8 protein-coding genes are annotated in these 17,048 nt (G+C 28.9%); all 8 read left to right on the forward strand.

Going from position 1 to position 17,048, the window contains the following annotated elements:
• A partial coding sequence (locus HMPREF9225_RS02625) for a stalk domain-containing protein (RefSeq protein ID WP_008901378.1) occupies positions 1 to 699 on the forward strand: 699 nt, incomplete at its 5' end.
• A gap of 15 nt (positions 700 to 714) precedes the next feature.
• A complete protein-coding gene (locus tag HMPREF9225_RS02630) occupies positions 715 to 1,593 on the forward strand; it encodes a CD1107 family mobile element protein (protein WP_008901379.1) in 879 nt (292 codons plus the stop codon).
• Between the two features lie 426 nt (positions 1,594 to 2,019).
• Positions 2,020 to 3,726 carry a DNA topoisomerase 3 gene (locus HMPREF9225_RS02635; RefSeq protein ID WP_008901381.1) on the forward strand — a complete coding sequence of 569 codons (1,707 nt, stop codon included), beginning with the start codon at positions 2,020 to 2,022 and terminating at the stop codon, positions 3,724 to 3,726.
• Positions 3,727 to 4,007: 281 nt separating this feature from the next.
• Complete coding sequence (locus HMPREF9225_RS10620; protein ID WP_008901382.1) at positions 4,008 to 4,340, forward strand: type III toxin-antitoxin system ToxN/AbiQ family toxin; 333 nt, start codon at positions 4,008 to 4,010, stop codon at positions 4,338 to 4,340.
• A complete protein-coding gene (locus tag HMPREF9225_RS10625; RefSeq protein WP_008901383.1) occupies positions 4,337 to 4,567 on the forward strand; it encodes a type III toxin-antitoxin system ToxN/AbiQ family toxin in 231 nt (76 codons plus the stop codon). The genes HMPREF9225_RS10620 and HMPREF9225_RS10625 overlap by 4 nt, the downstream gene beginning before the upstream one ends.
• Before the next feature lie 1,179 nt (positions 4,568 to 5,746).
• Positions 5,747 to 6,055 carry a TnpV protein gene (locus HMPREF9225_RS10630; protein WP_350310033.1) on the forward strand — a complete coding sequence of 103 codons (309 nt, stop codon included), beginning with the start codon at positions 5,747 to 5,749 and terminating at the stop codon, positions 6,053 to 6,055.
• Between the two features lie 1,262 nt (positions 6,056 to 7,317).
• Positions 7,318 to 15,684 carry an SNF2-related protein gene (locus HMPREF9225_RS02645; protein WP_425357259.1) on the forward strand — a complete coding sequence of 2,789 codons (8,367 nt, stop codon included), beginning with the start codon at positions 7,318 to 7,320 and terminating at the stop codon, positions 15,682 to 15,684.
• 33 nt (positions 15,685 to 15,717) lie between these two features.
• Positions 15,718 to 16,860 (forward strand): transposase, encoded by a 1,143-nt coding sequence (locus HMPREF9225_RS02650; protein WP_008901385.1) that lies wholly within the window; start codon positions 15,718 to 15,720, stop codon positions 16,858 to 16,860.
• Positions 16,861 to 17,048: the final 188 nt, after the last annotated feature.

Consider the following 17,048-nt stretch of genomic DNA (forward strand, 5'->3'; position numbering starts at 1 on the left):
GCAAAAGAAGAACTTGAGAAACAAGCTAAAGATGAAAAAGACAAAAATTTAAACCAAGACTTATCCAAGAAATTAGATGAAATTCTAAAACTCCAAAAAGAAAATAAAGAGAAGAAAGAAGACAAGAAATCTCAAGATAAAAAGTTGGACGAACTTTTGAAAGCTGATGACAAGAATATCCTAAATCAATTTGATCTTAACAAAATGAAAGAGCAAGAAAACCAACAAGGCAAAAAACAAGTTAAAGATGAAAAAGAATTTGCAGTTTTCCAAGTAGACAAAAACTTTTATAACATTATAAAAGATGGAAAGAAAACTACTGTGTATATGGATGTAAAAGCATATATTAAGGATAATCGCATTATGCTACCTGTTAGATATGCAGCTTATACTCTTGGGTTTAATGTAGAATATGATGATAGTAAGAGAGAGGCTATCTTTTCAAATAAAGAAAATACAGCCTTACCTAAAAAAACTCTAAGATTAAATATAGATACTGGTGTTATGAAAGATAGTCAAGGAAACATTTATCATTCTGACACTAAACCTGTAATTATAAATGGAAGAATTCACGCATCTATTTCCAATATAGCTAAAGCTTTTAATGCAAGCTGTGGGGATATAAGAGATGAAAAAGATCAAAGTATAGAATGGGATAATAGCAGAAAGGCAGTTTATGTCTTCAAGAATATAAAGTAAGAAAAGGAGAGAATTATGAAGAAAAAAAGATTAGGGGTAGCCTTAGTGCTACTCCTTTTACTATTCAGTATGCCAAGCATATCCATAGCTAAGAGCAATGAAAATGAAATAAAAAATCAGTCAAATGATATTTATTTGCCAGAAAAAAGTAAAGAATTAGAAAGCTTATTTGATGAAGATGTATATGAACCATCTAATGAGAGTCAAAAAATTCCTTATCAGGAAGTGCCGAAAATACAAGAAAATAACATAAAAAATGAGCAAGTAGATAAAAAAGAAAAGCCATCTAAACTTGTTAAAGGTGGCAATACTAAAGCAATTAATCCATTAGCTACAAAAGAAAATAAGGCAAGAGGAACAGTTATAGAAAATGTAGATAAAAATGGACAGGATATTACACCGAAAGTAGAAGATCAAACATCAAGAGATGAAAAAAAGGAAAATCCAATAGATGTTAGACAATTTTTAACCTTTCAAACAAAGAGTGGAAAAACTATGCACCTCATTGTAGATCATTCGGAAAATCAAGAAAATGTGCAACTACTAACAGAAGTTGGAGAACAAGATCTACTAAATATGATTGAAGGAGAAAGTGAAGTAAAGCCAAAAGAAGAAGTAGTGAAAAAAGAAGAACCGGTGGAGGAAAAACCGAAGAAAGAGGAGAAAGAAGAAAAGAAATCAGGGATAGGACTTTATTTATTTATGGGTTTAATTATTGTTGGTGTAATGGGTGCAGGATATTACTTCAAAATCTATAAAAAAAATGAAGAGGAAAGTTTTGAAGAGGAGCAAGATTATAATGAATTAGAAGATGATTATGAATCTGAAGGGGAGGATTATGATCTTGAAGATAAGGAAGATACAGAAATTATTCCAGATGAAGATGAATTTTAATCTTCTCAATGATTTAAGCAGTAGATTAAGGACAACAATAAAATTAATTATCGTGTAAATTTATAAACATACGATAGAAAAGTACAATTAGAATTCTGGAACTTTAATAAAAAACGATGAACAAAACGACAGCACAAACTTAATATATAAGTAAAGCTAAGTTGAAATGATTGATTGTATAATTAAGAATTTGATATAGATAAAATCATAAGTTTAATGAGAATGCTAAAAACGGATCAAGCTTTTTTATACGGATGGAATTCTTATTCGAAGAAAAATCTTTATGCTAGAGACATAAAGTTTGAAGATGTAATAGATAATGGAATAAATATTATAGAAAAAATAAAAAATCGGTAGAGCTATAAAAAGATGAGGGATTGAAAATTTAATCTCTCATTTTTTTATTAAAAAATTAAAGGAGGAAAAATGAAATTAGTAATCGCAGAAAAACCAAGTGTTGCAGCATCAATAGCAAAAGTTATAGGAGCAAAAAATAGAAATAATGGATATTATGAGGGGAATGGATACATTGTTTCATGGTGTGTTGGGCATTTAGTACAAATGGCAAATCCTGATGTGTATGATGAAAGATATAAGAAGTGGAGAATTGAAGATTTACCTATTATCCCAAAAGAATACAAGTATGAGGTAACGAAGACAACTAAAAAACAGTTTAATATTCTTAAAAGACTAATGAATAGTAATGAAGTTGACACCATTATTAATGCTTGTGATGCTGGTAGAGAAGGAGAAGCTATCTTTAGACTTGTATATATGATGGCAAATTGTAAGAAGAAAATGAAACGTCTTTGGATTTCCTCAATGGAAGACTCTTCCATAAAAGAAGGATTTAGCAACTTAAAAGATGGAAGTAATTATGATAATCTTTTTGATTCAGCTAAGGCTCGTGCCATAGCTGATTGGCTTGTTGGAATGAACATAAGTAGACTTTACTCCTGTCTATATAATGAAAATTATAGTGTAGGCAGAGTACAAACACCAACTTTATCAATGATTGTGAATAGAGATGATGAGATAAATAGTTTTAAAAAAGAAAAATATTATACAGTGGAGATTTCCATGAATGGATTTACACTTTCGACAGATAGAATTGATGACAAGATAGTGGCAGAGCAGCTTAAAAATTTAATCGGAGAAAAAATTGAAATAACCGATGTAATTAAAAAAGAAAAGATTACAAAGCCTAATCTGCCCTTTGACCTAACAACACTTCAAAGAGAATGTAATAAGTATTTTGGATACAGTGCAAAACAAACCCTAGATTATGCCCAAAGCCTGTATGAAAAGAAGTATATTACCTATCCACGAACAGATTCAAGATATTTGACAGTAGACATGATAGAAAGCACTGTAAATAATATTATAGGAAAAAATGATTTTGACACAGAAAGAATTAAGGTAGTTTTTAATTCTGAAAAAGTTACAGATCATCATGCAATAATTCCAACGATAAGTTCATTAAATAAGGATATTTCAAATCTCCCGGAAAGCGAAGCCAAAGTATATAGACTTATAACAAATAAACTCTATGCAAGTTTTGGATATCCACTTGTAGAAAATACAACAAAGATAGTGGCTGAATTTGACGGGTTTGAATTTATAAACACTTATAAAATAATTGCAGAAGAAGGGTTTACAAAATATTTAGAAGAATATACATCAAAGAAGAAAGAAGATATACAACTTCCTGATGTAAAAATAGGAGATTTTTTATATATTGAAAATAAAGATATAAAAGAGAAGTATACAAATCCACCTAAACACTTCACTGAAGACACACTCTTAAAAGCAATGGAAATAGCTGGAAATGATGAATTAGTTAAGGATGTTGAAATTGAAAGAAAAGGACTTGGTACTCCTGCTACAAGAGCGGGAATAATAGAAAATTTGATATACAAAGGTTATATAAAAAGAGAAAAGAAAAACCTAATATCAACTAGGAAGGGATTAAACCTAGTTACTATAGTTATAGATGAGTTTAAATCTCCAAAGACAACAGCAAAATGGGAAATGAGATTAAGTGATATAGCAAAGGGTAAGGAAAATAAAGAGAATTTTTTAAAAGAAATTGAAGAAGAAATAAAAAATACTATATGTAAATATTATAAGTAAATTGATTATAAAAACTTGAATATAATTATAGGAATTAAGAAAGGAATGATTTATGAAAGAAATAGGGTATAATATAAGTGATAAAAGAGTAGGCATTAGGAAATTTACTTATTATTTGACATTACTATAAATATACGTTATACTCTTATCAGATAAAGATGGTGTCCCACTACCGTTAAAGGTGGAGCATTAAAGAAGGTGTCTCACTACCTATATCCCAAAGGTGAAGCATTAAAGCAAGCAGAGAGGATTAAACCTCTCTGTTTTTTTAGGAGAAAATAATGGTAGAAGTTATAAAATATGGATTTTATACTGTAAACTCTGATTACCTTGAATATCTAAATAAAGTAGATTCAGAAGTTTATTACAACCCATCGTATAGAAACAGTATAAAACCATTTGTTGGAATTATTGTTGGTATAGAAAATTATAATTATTTTATTCCAATTTCTTCTGCAAAGGAAAAACATAAAAAATGGAAGAATGTTTCTGATGAGCATTTTTTGATTTATGAAGTGATCGATAATAGTATTACTATAGATGGAGATATCTACAAATATTATTCTGATAGAAAAAAATGCACATATTATCTATATTGGATATTAAGAAAATGATTCCTGTACCGACTGATTGTTATGAAAGAATTGATTTTAACGAACTTGAGGATATTAGATATAAAGACTTATTTCAAAAAGAATACGCTTTTTGTTTAAAAATAAAAACAAAGGTCTTGATAAAGGTAGAAAAAATATACAAAAATCAAAAGAAAACAGGAATTATAAGAAGAGCAAATTGCAATTTTTCAAAGTTAGAAAAAGCAATGTTGGATTGGAAGCAATAGAATAAAGGCAGTTAAAGCGATTAGAAAAGTAAAAAATTCCAATCGTTTTTTTATTGCAATAAAAAGATAGCGTAAATGACATTTTAAAGTTATCTTTTGCTTACAGAAATTTAAAAAATAGAAAGAAATAAAGTTTAATAAATAAATATATAAAAATTTAGTTCATTTTTATCACTATAATGAGGAGGGATAAAATGCCAAGATATGATATAGTAGATTTAAGTAGAACAATCTATCTTGCAAAAGAAGAATTTAAGAAAGATATAAAAAAATATGAGGAATATTTAAAGGTATCAGGCAATAACTATAAGTATCCATATATACATCAAATATCTATATACAATATGGATCCAAAAGCAACAGCCTGTGCAGAATTTGATTATTGGAAAAGTATAGGTAGAAGCGTTAAAAGAGGCGAAAAAGGAATACCACTTTTAGATATAGATAGTGGAAGGATAAAATATATCTTCGACATAAGGCAAACAGTAAGTATTAATCATAATATTTCTGAGGTAAAGTTATGGAAATATGATAGCAAAAAGCATTTAAACTTACTAGATGAAATGATAGATAAGTTTAAAGAAAAAGATAGTAAGCTTCTATTAAGCCAAGAAGATAAAATTGCTGCCTTAGTAGAAAGTAATGTTAGAGGAAAATTCAATAAAATTTTAGAAAGTCTATCTGATGAAAGTTTAAAAAGCATTCAAAAGGTAGACCTTTTTAATTTGTTAAAAGAATCCGTAAAAATTTCTATAAGCGAGAGAATGGAGGTCTCATATCAGCTAAAAGAAGAAAACTTATCTTTACTGTCTAAAATATCAAGTTCGGACATAGACAAAGTATTAAGTATAAGTGCTAATATAAGTAAAAATATCTTACTTGATTTGGGAAGTGAAATAAAAAGATTAGAAATTTTAGAGAAAATTCAAGAAAGAAAAGATTTGGAGCAGACAAAAGAGCTTAAGGAGCGTTATAATAAATTAAGTTCTGATATAAACGGTGAAATAAATTTTAAAGGAGGCTTGGAAGATGAAAGAGAAATTAACATTGGCAGGCAAGGAATACCTCATGGAGGAGGGGATTTACACACCAATCGTCAAGGAGAATTCCTTCGAGAGACAGGGAGGGACATACAAGATGGAAGAATTGGAGGAAGGCATGGAAGTCCTAATACCCAATATGGCAATTCCCAAGGAAATAGATTTAAAGAAACTCAACAGATGGGGAAGGATGAGATTGAACTTTCTCAAGGAGAACAAAGAAGAGGATTATCAGATAATGTATTTGCAAGGGACATTGATGGATCATCTTCTATCAAAGGAAAAAGAGATAGAGGACTTTATCACGAGGGAAGAAGTCAAAATGATGGAAACTTGGGGTCTGACAGAAGAACTGAAAGAAGAGGACTATCTGAAATATCTGAGATTGAAGAAGAACATGGATATGACCCTACAAGAAATAGGGGAAAGGGAGATAATCCTAATCTAAAAAATGAGGAAGTAGAGTCTACTTCCTTTTTTTCTGCTAAAAATCATGGAGAGCAAATATCCTTCTCAAATCCAATAAGTCAAAGAGAAATAGATACATTTTTAATACATGGAGGAAATCATGAAGATGGAAGATTAGCAGTAATAGCAGAATTTTCTAAGGGTAAATCTTTAGAAGAACAGGCAAACTTTTTGAAAGAAATATATAGGGGAGCCAATGGTCTTGAAATTGAAGGAAGAAAGATATCTGCATGGTTTGGAAAGGAAGGAGCAATTTTTAAAGATGGAGATGAGGCAAGATATAGAGAAGGGCAAATAGTTTCTTGGAAAGATTTAGCTAATAATATTAATAATTTATTAGATAGAGGAGAATTTGCTAGCAATGTTGAGATTGTAGAAAGTGCGACATATGAAAGAGAAAAAATAGCAGAAAAATTATTGTATTTAAAGAGAGATCTTACTGATGAAACTAAGGATAGATATTTAGCGATTCTTAATGATATAAAAGGAAGAGGCTTCCCAGATGAAAAAGAAAATCTCGGGAAAAAACTTGAAGATAAAAATTTTATAAATAAACTCAGAAAAGAATACGAGGTATTTTTAGAAGAATATAAGATTAATCCTGATATTTTAAGATTTCATCATTATAAATTATCTAAAATCTATAATGATATCAATGATTTAGAAATAGAAAGAAAATTATATAGGTCAAATTTAAAGGATATTGCACCTATTCAGAGTTTTATAACACAAGATGAAATAGATGAAAGCCTAAAAAGAGGAAGCGGGTTTTCTGATGGAAAGAAAAGAATATATGAATTTTTTACTGAAAAGCATGATTTAAAAGAACAAGCAGATTTCTTGAAAAATGAATATGGCGTAGGTGGAAGTTCTCATGCACTATCTGCTGCAAGAGAAAGTGGTGAGTGGCACGATGCGAAGGGAATAAAATATAATAAAGGTAATGCAAAAGAAATACTACTATCTTGGTCTAATGTTGCAAGAAGAATTAATGACCTTATTAAAAAGAATAGATATATAGATGAAGAAAGTTTTGAAGAAAATAGGAAGAAAAAAACAGATCAGGAAATAAATAAAACAGAAAAAGAAAGCCAGGAGTATATAAATTATCAAGATGATTTGCCTCCAACTGATAATGATGTATATATAGAAAGAACAAATAATAGTTCTATATATTATTATCAAGGACAGTCTGTAGCAAGTATAGGTGATGATGGAAAACTTATCATTTATGATGAATTTATGCCAAACTTTTTAAAAGAAGAAATATATTCCATAGCCTTTGAAAAACAATTAGATATACCATTAGACCAGTTAGACGATGGAATTATTCTTGAGGGAATACATGACACTTTTTATATTAAAGAAAAGGAAGAAATAGAAGGAAGAGAATATTACCTTTTAGAAAGTCAAAGTCGATATGATGATATTCCAAATATTGTAGTTAATTCTAACAAAGAAGTTATAGATGATGATATAGTAAATGGTTTTGAAGAATTTAAGGAATTTTATCCTAATAAAAATAAAGAGAATATAGGTTTTGATTTAGATAGCCATAGAAAAGATGATTATTGGATAATTGAGTTTAATGAGGGTTCAAGTCTAATAGAAAAAGATTATGCAGGACAAAGGCTGACTAAAGAACTATTAGATGAAATAAGGGAAATAGATGAAAAGATAAGACTTCATAATAAGACCTTAGGAGAAGATGAATATGGGCAGATGACTGATAAGTGGGAGGGGTATTCCAAATTCTATTTTAACCATATAGTAGATGGGAAAATAGTTGATCACTATAAGATAGACATAGGTGATGGAAATGAGATCAACCAAAGAGACTTTGAATTTCTTTATGAACAAATAGGAAAAAGTCAGATAGAACTTAATCAAACTATAGAAGGAAATAAGATAGATGAAAAAATAATTTCAATAAATCAAATTGAAGATAGAATTTTTGATGTATTAGTTAAGGATAAAGTTTTAGAAAATGAAATTATAAAGGCAAGAGAAAACTTAGGAAATAATACCTTAGCAAGTTTTAACTCTGTATTCCAAAGAGAATATGTAAAAATCATGAGAGAAGTTGCCGATAAACAGGGAAATCTTCCGGATGATATGAAGGCAATAGATAAGGTTAAAGAATTAGCTATTAGAATAGAAAATAGATATAGAGAATATTTAAATAATTCACATGAAAACAATATAGAAGATGATAAGGAGATACTCTCTATAAAAGTGGGAGATATAGTTAGAACAGAGGATAATAAATATTTAAAAATAAAAGATATTTCCAGTGGATATGATAATAACCATAATCAAATAATATATTATTCATATGATGCCTATTTTGATAAGGACTTAAAACTATTCTCACATTCCTTTAAAGAAAGCGATTTAAAAGCTTTAGAAGTATTAAGAAATGAAGTAGAAGAAAAATTAACAAAAGAGATTGTAGAAGATAAAATAGCAGTAAAAGTAGGATTTTATTATGCTTTAGTAGATAAATATAAAACAAAGGATATAGAATTAGAAGAAACAGGAATTAGAGTTTATCCAAGAAAGGAAAACTCACAAGGAAAGATCTATACTTTATATAAAGGGAAATCTTTTGAAGATAGCAAAAAAATAGACAGTTTGTTTGATGAAATTACTGCCAAAATGAAAGAAGCAAATCTTACAAATTTAAATGATGTATTAGAATTGGAAAGGGAAGGTTTATTTGAAATTACTGATGATAAAGTTACAAAATTTGAGGAAGGCTATGATATAGATGTTCAAAGCTTTAATCAGCAATTTCCAGATTACTATAATGATATATATCTTTTTAATAAAAATCTTGAAATCAATGGAGCATATCAAAATTTAGCACACATAAATGAAGAAAATAAAATTACTTTTAATATAAATTTATCGCAAGAAGAAAAATCAAAAATTGAAGAAATAAGAGATAAAAAAGAAGTTCTTTCCAAGTTAATAGATAAGGATATCAAAGAAAAAAGAGAATACTATTTTGATCCTCAAAATGAAGAATACTTACTACTGTCAAAGAAAATAGAAGATGGATTATTAAAAAAACCAGAAAATATTATAGATGGAAAAGAAGGGTATAAGGTAGAGCTAATCTTAGATGTTAAGGGAAAATCTCTTAAACAAAATTTACGATACAATGGGTATATTTTAAATTCTAATCAAGCTATAAAATATAAAAGTTATAAGGACATATTAAGTAACTTACCTTATTTACTTGATGATAAACATAGAGAAGTGCTTTTAAATGGATATTTAAATCAGCAAATTGAAAATGATAGAACAAGGCAAGAAGAAAATCCATTTAAAGAAGGTATGAATGTTAGATACAAAGGAAAAGAATACACTATAACTGCCATTAACGATACTACAAGTCCTAAAACTATAGAACTAGAAGATAGCACAGGACTAATGAATGGTTTTATTACCGGAAGTGAAATAATTCTTTTTAATGACTACAAAGATCTTGATTTGGAAGTTATAAAAAAAGAGGAATTAATTCCGTTAGAAATAGAAGATTATAGTCTTTTAGGATTACCAGTTCAATTTAGAAATAAGGAATATTTAATTAAAGAAAATGAATTTAATGAAGCTGGAATGGGTAGATTAGCTTTAAGTACAATAGATAAGAGTGGTATTACTGAAGTAATATATAGTAGAGAAAGACCTGTTTCTAATATCTTTGTAAGAAAGGAAGATTTAGAAGAATATAAATCTAGTGAAAAAGATAAATTAAGTAAAAAACAATCTATCGATAAAGAGGAATTAGTAGAACAAATTAGCTTTGAAGATATTGACAATAATAACGAAGAAAAAGTTAAAAAAGACAATTCAAGGCTCTTATATAAAAGCCTTGATGTAATAAATAATAAATCTTCTCTTGTTGCTGATCAGTTTATAGTAAGTGTTGATAATGAAAAGGAAGAATTTTTAGTATATAGTTCATCTAATCCAAAAAATCATAGGGAATTTACTCTACCTTTTTCTTACCTCAAAGGAATTGACAAAATTGACGGAGATGGTAATTCATTGAAATTAACCACTCATAGAAAAGAAACTATTGATAAGAAGTTAGAAGAATATAAGGAATGGAAAGAAAATAATGATTTAATAAGGACTGATAGAGAGAATATAGAAGGTGTTTCTGAAGTTTCTTTAGAAAACTATAAAATTATTAATGAAGAAGAAATCCTACCACCTTCACAGAGATTAAAAAACAACATTGAAGCTATAAATGTCTTAAAGGCTTTAGAAAAAGAAAATAGAAGTGCAAGAAAAGATGAACAGGAAATTTTAGCAAAGTATATCGGATGGGGAGGACTTTCTGATGTATTCGATGAAGAAAAGGAAGGTCAATGGCTTGATGCAAGAAACTTTTTAAAAGAAAATCTAACTGGGGAAGAATATAATAGGGCAAGAGAATCAACCTTAACGGCTTTTTATACGCCAAAAGTAGTTATAGACGCTATCTATGAAAGTCTTTCTAATCTTGGATTTGAAATAGGAAATATATTAGAACCAAGTGCTGGGACAGGGAGATTTATAGGAAATCTACCTGAAGAAATGAAAGAGTCAAACTTTTATGGAGTTGAATTAGATAGGATTAGTGGACAAATTGCCAAAGAACTTTACCCTAATGCCAATATACAAATAAAAGGATTTGAAGAAACCAATTTTTCTAATAACCTATTTGATGTGGCCATAGGAAATATTCCTTTTGGAGAATTTAAAGTAGCAGATCGTGAGTATGAAAGAAATAACTTTCTAATTCACGATTATTTTTTTGCTAAAACTTTAGATAAGGTTAGAGATGGTGGCATCATTTCATTTATAACATCTTCAGGAACAATGGATAAAAAAAGTGAAGATGTTAGAAGATATATATCAGAAAGGGCGGAGTTCTTAGGAGCAATACGACTACCTAATAGAACATTTAAAGGAGTAGCAGGTACAGAAGTAACTTCAGATATAATATTTTTAAAAAAGAGAGATAGGCTATTAAAGCTAGATGAAGACTGGGTAAAGCTAGATGAAAACGAAAAAGGACTAATATATAATAAATACTTTGTAGATAATCCTCAGATGGTAATAGGGACTATGGAAGAAATACCGTCAAGATTTGGGACAAGCCTTGCATGTATTGAAAATAAAGATATTTCTTTAGAAGAAGGACTAAAAAAAGCCATTAAAAATATTCAAGGTAGGTATGAAGAAGCTCAAATAAATGATGATTTAGGAGAAGAAACAATACCGGCTGATGATAGTGTTAAAAACTATTCTTTTGCTTTAGTGGATGATGAAATATATTTTAGAGAAAATTCAATTATGCAAAAAATATCCTTAAACGAAAAGGATAAAGATAAGGTAAAAGAATATTTAAGATTAAATGAAAGTCTAAGGAAAGTTATAACCTATCAAAGAGAAGACTATTCAGATGAAGAGATAAAAAAAGAACAAGAAAGTCTCAATAAATTCTACGATGATTTCAATAGCAAACATGGAAGACTAAATTCAAAAACCAATAAAAAGTTATTTAGAGAAGATGCCAATTTTTCTTTAATTTCAACTTTGGAAAAATTAGATAAAGAAGGCAACTTTATAGGAAAATCTGACATCTTTAACAAGAGAACTATAAAAAAAGCTGTAATAATAGATCATACAGATAGGGCAATAGATGCTCTGGTACTCTCTATTAGTCAAAAAGGTAAAATAAATTTTGATTATATGGAAGAATTGACAGGAAAAACAAGAGATAAATTAATAGAAGAATTAAAGGGAGAAATATTTTTAAATTTAGATTCCTTTGAACCTAATGATATAAATCCATTTAAGTCTGCTAAAGAGTTAGGAGATTTTTCAAGACCTTATGTAAGTGCTGATGAATATTTGTCAGGAAATATAAGAGATAAAATTGAAGTTGTAGACTCTTATATTAAAAACATCGAAAAAGAGTTAGGAAAGGAAGTAAATCTAGAGGATAGTAAACTCTTAAAAAAAGAATTAGAAGAGTTACATTTTCAAAAAGCAAAGCTAGTGGAAGTTATGCCTAAAGCACTAGATGCAAGTGAGATTACAGTTAGAATGGGTGCAACATGGATACCGGAACAAGATTACAAAAAATTTATGTTTGATTTGTTGAAAACACCAGTTTCATCAAGGTGGAATATAGATATTAAGTATTCTGACTTTACAGGAGAATATAGAGTTGAAGGAAAAAGCTCTGATAGGGACAATGACCTTGCTTCTTTTACCTATGGTACAAATAGGGTAAATGCCTACAAATTGATAGAAGATACTTTAAATTTAAGAGATACTAAGGTATTTGACCAAGTAGAAGACAGTGATGGAAAGAAAAAATCTGTGCTTAATCAAAAAGAAACAATGCTTGCAAGAAGTAAGCAAGAGATGATAAAAGAAGAATTTAAAAGCTGGATATTTGATGATGTGGAAAGAAGAAATAGATTAGTAGAAGATTATAACGAAAGATTCAATTCCATAAGACAAAGGGAATATGATGGATCTAACCTTACTTTTGAAGGAATGAATCCTGAAATAGAATTAAGAGCACATCAAAAAGATGCAATAGCAAGAGGGTTGTTTGGTGGAAATACTTTACTTGCCCATGAAGTAGGAGCAGGAAAAACCTTTGAAATGATAGGTATAGCCATGGAGTCAAAAAGACTTGGTATGAGTAATAAGTCAATGTTTGTTGTTCCTAACCACATTGTAGAGCAATTTGGAAGAGAATTTAATGAACTTTATCCAGGAGCTAATGTATTATGTGCTACAGAAAAAGATTTTACACCAGATAGAAGAAAAAGATTTTGTAGTCGTATTGCTACAGGAAGTTTTGATGCTGTTATTATAGGACATAGTCAATTTGAAAAAATTCCTATATCAAAAGAAAGACAAGAATATGAATTGCAAGGTCAAATTGATGAAATAATTGACTATATAGATGAATATAAAAGAGAAAGGGATCAAAGATTTACTGTAAAGCAATTAGAAAAAACAAAGAAAAAATTAGAGACAAAGTTAGAAAAACTAAATGCTGATTATAAGAAAGATGACGTTGTAACCTTTGAGGAACTGGGAGTAGATAAGTTATTTGTAGATGAAGCCCATGCCTACAAAAACCTCTATCTATTTTCTAAAATGAGGAATGTAGCAGGAATTACTTCTACAGATTCACAAAAATCATCAGATATGCTTATGAAATGCCGCTATATGGATGAAATAACTAATAATAAAGGATTAGTATTTGCCACAGGTACACCAGTAAGCAACAGTATGGCTGAACTTTATACCATGCAGAGATATTTACAGTATGATGAATTAAAAAAGATGAAATTACAACATTTCGATTCTTGGGCGTCTACCTTTGGAGAAACAATAACGGCAATAGAATTAAATCCTGAGGGTAATGGTTATAGGAGCAAAACCAGATTTGCAAAATTTTATAATCTTCCTGAACTTATGAATACTGTAAAAGGATTTATGGATATTAAAACAGCTGATGTTTTAAATCTTCCTACACCAATTGCCCATTATGAAACTATAAAAACAAAGCCTACCGAAGAACAAAAAGAAATTCTTGAAACTTTTTCAGAGAGAGCAGATAAGGTTCGTGATAAGCAGGTAGATTCAAGTGTTGATAATATGCTATTAATAACAAATGATGGGAAGAAGATGGCATTAGATCAAAGATTAATCAATCCTTTACTTCCTGATGATCCTAATAGTAAGGTGAATACCTGTATAAAAAATGTATTTAGCATTTGGGATAAATATAAAGATAAAAAATCTGCTCAATTAATATTTTGTGATATGTCTACACCAAGTAATGATTTTAATATCTATGATGATATTAAAACAAAACTTATAGATATGGGAGTGCCAAAAGAGGAAATAGAATTTATTCATAAAGCAAAAAACAATATGGAAAAAGACGCTATCTTTGATAAGGTAAGAAAGGGAGAAATACGAGTATTAATTGGTTCAACACAGAAGATGGGAGCAGGTACTAATGCCCAAGACAAACTAATTGCAATTCACGATCTTGATATACCATGGAGACCTGCTGATCTTTCTCAAAGGGCAGGCAGGATTGTTAGGCAGGGAAATGAGAATAAGGAAGTCCATATATTTAGATATGTAACAGAAAATACTTTTGATGCCTACCTATTCCAAACCTTAGAGAATAAACAAAAATATATTTCCCAAATTATGACGTCAAAGACTCCTGTAAGAGTTGCAGAAGATGTAGACGAAGCCACATTAAACTATGCCGAAATCAAAGCTCTTGCAACAGGAAATCCATTAATAAAGGAGAAGATGGACCTTGATGTTGAAGTTTCTAAACTTAAAATGCTAGAGTCCAATTTTAAATCAAATCTTTACAAGCTGGAAGATAAAGTAGTTAAATTTTATCCAAAGGAAATAGAAAGATTAAAAGAAAGGATAGAGAACTTAAAGGAAGATATTAAAAATGTTGAGCCTTATAGAGAAGTAGATAAAAATTTAAAAGAAGATAATAAATTTACCTCTCTAATTATTGACGGAAAGAAGTATATAGATAAGAAAATAGCTGGAGAGTTTTTGTTGAACAAAATTAAGGGAGTTAAAATATATAGGGAAATGGATAAAGATGGAGAAAAAATAGGTGAATATAGAAATTTTGATTTATCCATAAAATATGATTCTTTTTTCAATAAATATAACTTTATATTAAAAGGCAAGGGAGAATATAGAGGAGAGTTTGGTACAGATGAAATAGGTAATATAACAAGAATGGATAATGTATTAGATAAATTACCAGAAAGATTAGAAAATACAATTTCAAAACTAAAAGATACAGAAGAGCAATTTCAAACAGCCAAAATTGAAATACAAAAGACATTTCCACAAGCTGAACTTTTAAAGGATAAGACATTAAGACTTGCAGAAGTAAATAATTTACTAGATATGGGAAAAAGTGAAGATATAAGCCAAGATAATCCATTACTAGAAGAAGTAAAGGAAGAATTGATAGACTTCCTTAACAGAGAATATGATGAAGAAAACAGGTTAGAGGACTTTGATACTATATTTCCTGACTTAACAGATATAGGAATAGCTTATACAACTACACCAGATGAAAAACATGAAATACAGGTAAGTTTAGATTTAATAAATTACAAGATGAACACCTATGTAGATAAGAACCTAATTGACAGCTTTCAATACACCTATGATCCCTTAGATGCAAGTGATTTAAAAGAGCTAGTACAGATAAAGACATCTATTGGCTTTTGGAATTTTAGTGAGCTTGTATCAGTAAATGAAGAAAAACTGAGAGAAGTAATGGGATTTGAAATAGATGATGATGGCAACTTCTATGACCCATTATCTAAAGATATGGATTTAGATGGAATAATAGATAGAAATGATGCTGACTTTAGAGATAGTAAAGTACAGGAAATAGGGGATTTTGAAAGGAAAGAAAAAACATCTATTATGGATAAATTAAAGGAATATAAGGGGAATTTAGCAGTAAATAATAATATAAAAGAAATAAATAATAGTGAACCATGTGGCAGATAAAGCTTTAAATGAGATTATTAGAGGAAAAAGAATATGGAATTTGATAGATATAGCTTTAATGAATTTATTCGAGAAAATTTTTCTTTTGATGGTGCTACTCAGAGAATAATTAACAATATAGTTGAATATGGAATTAAAAATTTTGCCACTTCAGAAGATAAATTAGTTGAACTTATTCAGACTACAATCGATGATCCAACAGTTGAAGAAATAAAACAATTTATTATTAGTGATGGAAAGGAAGAAGAAATAAAAGATTTAACAGATAAGAGAGAGAAAAATAGAAATGGAGGAATAAAAATGAATATAAAAAAGGGAAATGTAATTGAAACTGAATTTGGAGACACTATGGTATTGGATGTGAAAGATAATCAAGCTACCTTATTTGACGGAAATCAATTTATTTTAGCCACAGGAGTAGAGTTTAATAAAGAAAGTGGAAAGTATGAATGGGATTCTGTTAGATACGCAAGTGATATAAGAACAATAGCAAATATGGAAAATACAAATTTTGAAAGCATGAAAAATACAATAGATTTTTTAGCAGAATATAATCATAAAGAATTTGTAAAAGGTATTATATCCCTTGAAACAGGAGTAGAAAATGAAAATGTTCTTAATAATGCCTATGATAATTATATGAATGATTCAGTTATGGGCCTTATTGATGAAAAGTTTATTGAATATATAGACGAAGAAGAGTTAAAAGAAAACTTAGAAGTTAATCAAGAACAAGGAGATAAAGCAATGAAAGATATAGATAATAAAGAAAAGGATACATTAAATATAGATGGAAATATAGCAACTGATATAGAAATTAAAGATTTAAAATCAAAAGATGGGAGGGACTTTAAAGTAGCCTCCTTTTCTATTGCTGAAAATGACAAGGAAGGAAATGCAAAATTCATCAACTGCTACGCCTATAATGACAAAATCAATCAAGTAAAAAATTTGAAAAAAGGAGATTTTGTACACCTATTTGGCAAAGAAAAGAAAAGTATAGGAAAGGATAATAAGGAATACACAAGTCTAAAAGTTTACTCTGCAAAGTTATTAAAAGCTAAAGAGCATACTAAAGCAAAAGCATCAACAATAGGGAAATTAAAGGAATTTAAGACTAAAGGGGATATGAAAGTGGATGAAAAGAAGAAAAAGGATAATAGCATAGAAAGGTAAAAGATTATAGGGGGCAGGTTTTAGGATTGCCTTTATTTTTTTGATAAGTTTGCAATATCGGTTATACATTAATATTCTTAATATAATAATGTATAAACATAACAACAAGTTTAAATCAAAAAACTATTAGTAGATAATTAAAATTAATCAGCAATGATCATTAATTTTCATATATGTAATTTATTTTT

The organism is Peptoniphilus duerdenii ATCC BAA-1640 (assembly GCF_000146345.1).
GTDB classification, from domain to species: Bacteria; Bacillota; Clostridia; order Tissierellales; family Peptoniphilaceae; genus Peptoniphilus_B; species Peptoniphilus_B duerdenii.

Coding starts and splice junctions, on each gene's coding strand:
- HMPREF9225_RS02650 (WP_008901385.1), top strand. CDS start 15,718: ATGGAATTTGATAGATATAGCTTTAATGAATTTATTCGAGAAAATTTT.
- HMPREF9225_RS02630 (WP_008901379.1), top strand. CDS start 715: ATGAAGAAAAAAAGATTAGGGGTAGCCTTAGTGCTACTCCTTTTACTA.
- HMPREF9225_RS10620 (WP_008901382.1), top strand. CDS start 4,008: ATGGTAGAAGTTATAAAATATGGATTTTATACTGTAAACTCTGATTAC.
- HMPREF9225_RS02635 (WP_008901381.1), top strand. CDS start 2,020: ATGAAATTAGTAATCGCAGAAAAACCAAGTGTTGCAGCATCAATAGCA.
- HMPREF9225_RS10625 (WP_008901383.1), top strand. CDS start 4,337: ATGATTCCTGTACCGACTGATTGTTATGAAAGAATTGATTTTAACGAA.
- HMPREF9225_RS10630 (WP_350310033.1), top strand. CDS start 5,747: ATGGCAATTCCCAAGGAAATAGATTTAAAGAAACTCAACAGATGGGGA.
- HMPREF9225_RS02645 (WP_425357259.1), top strand. CDS start 7,318: ATGCCAAACTTTTTAAAAGAAGAAATATATTCCATAGCCTTTGAAAAA.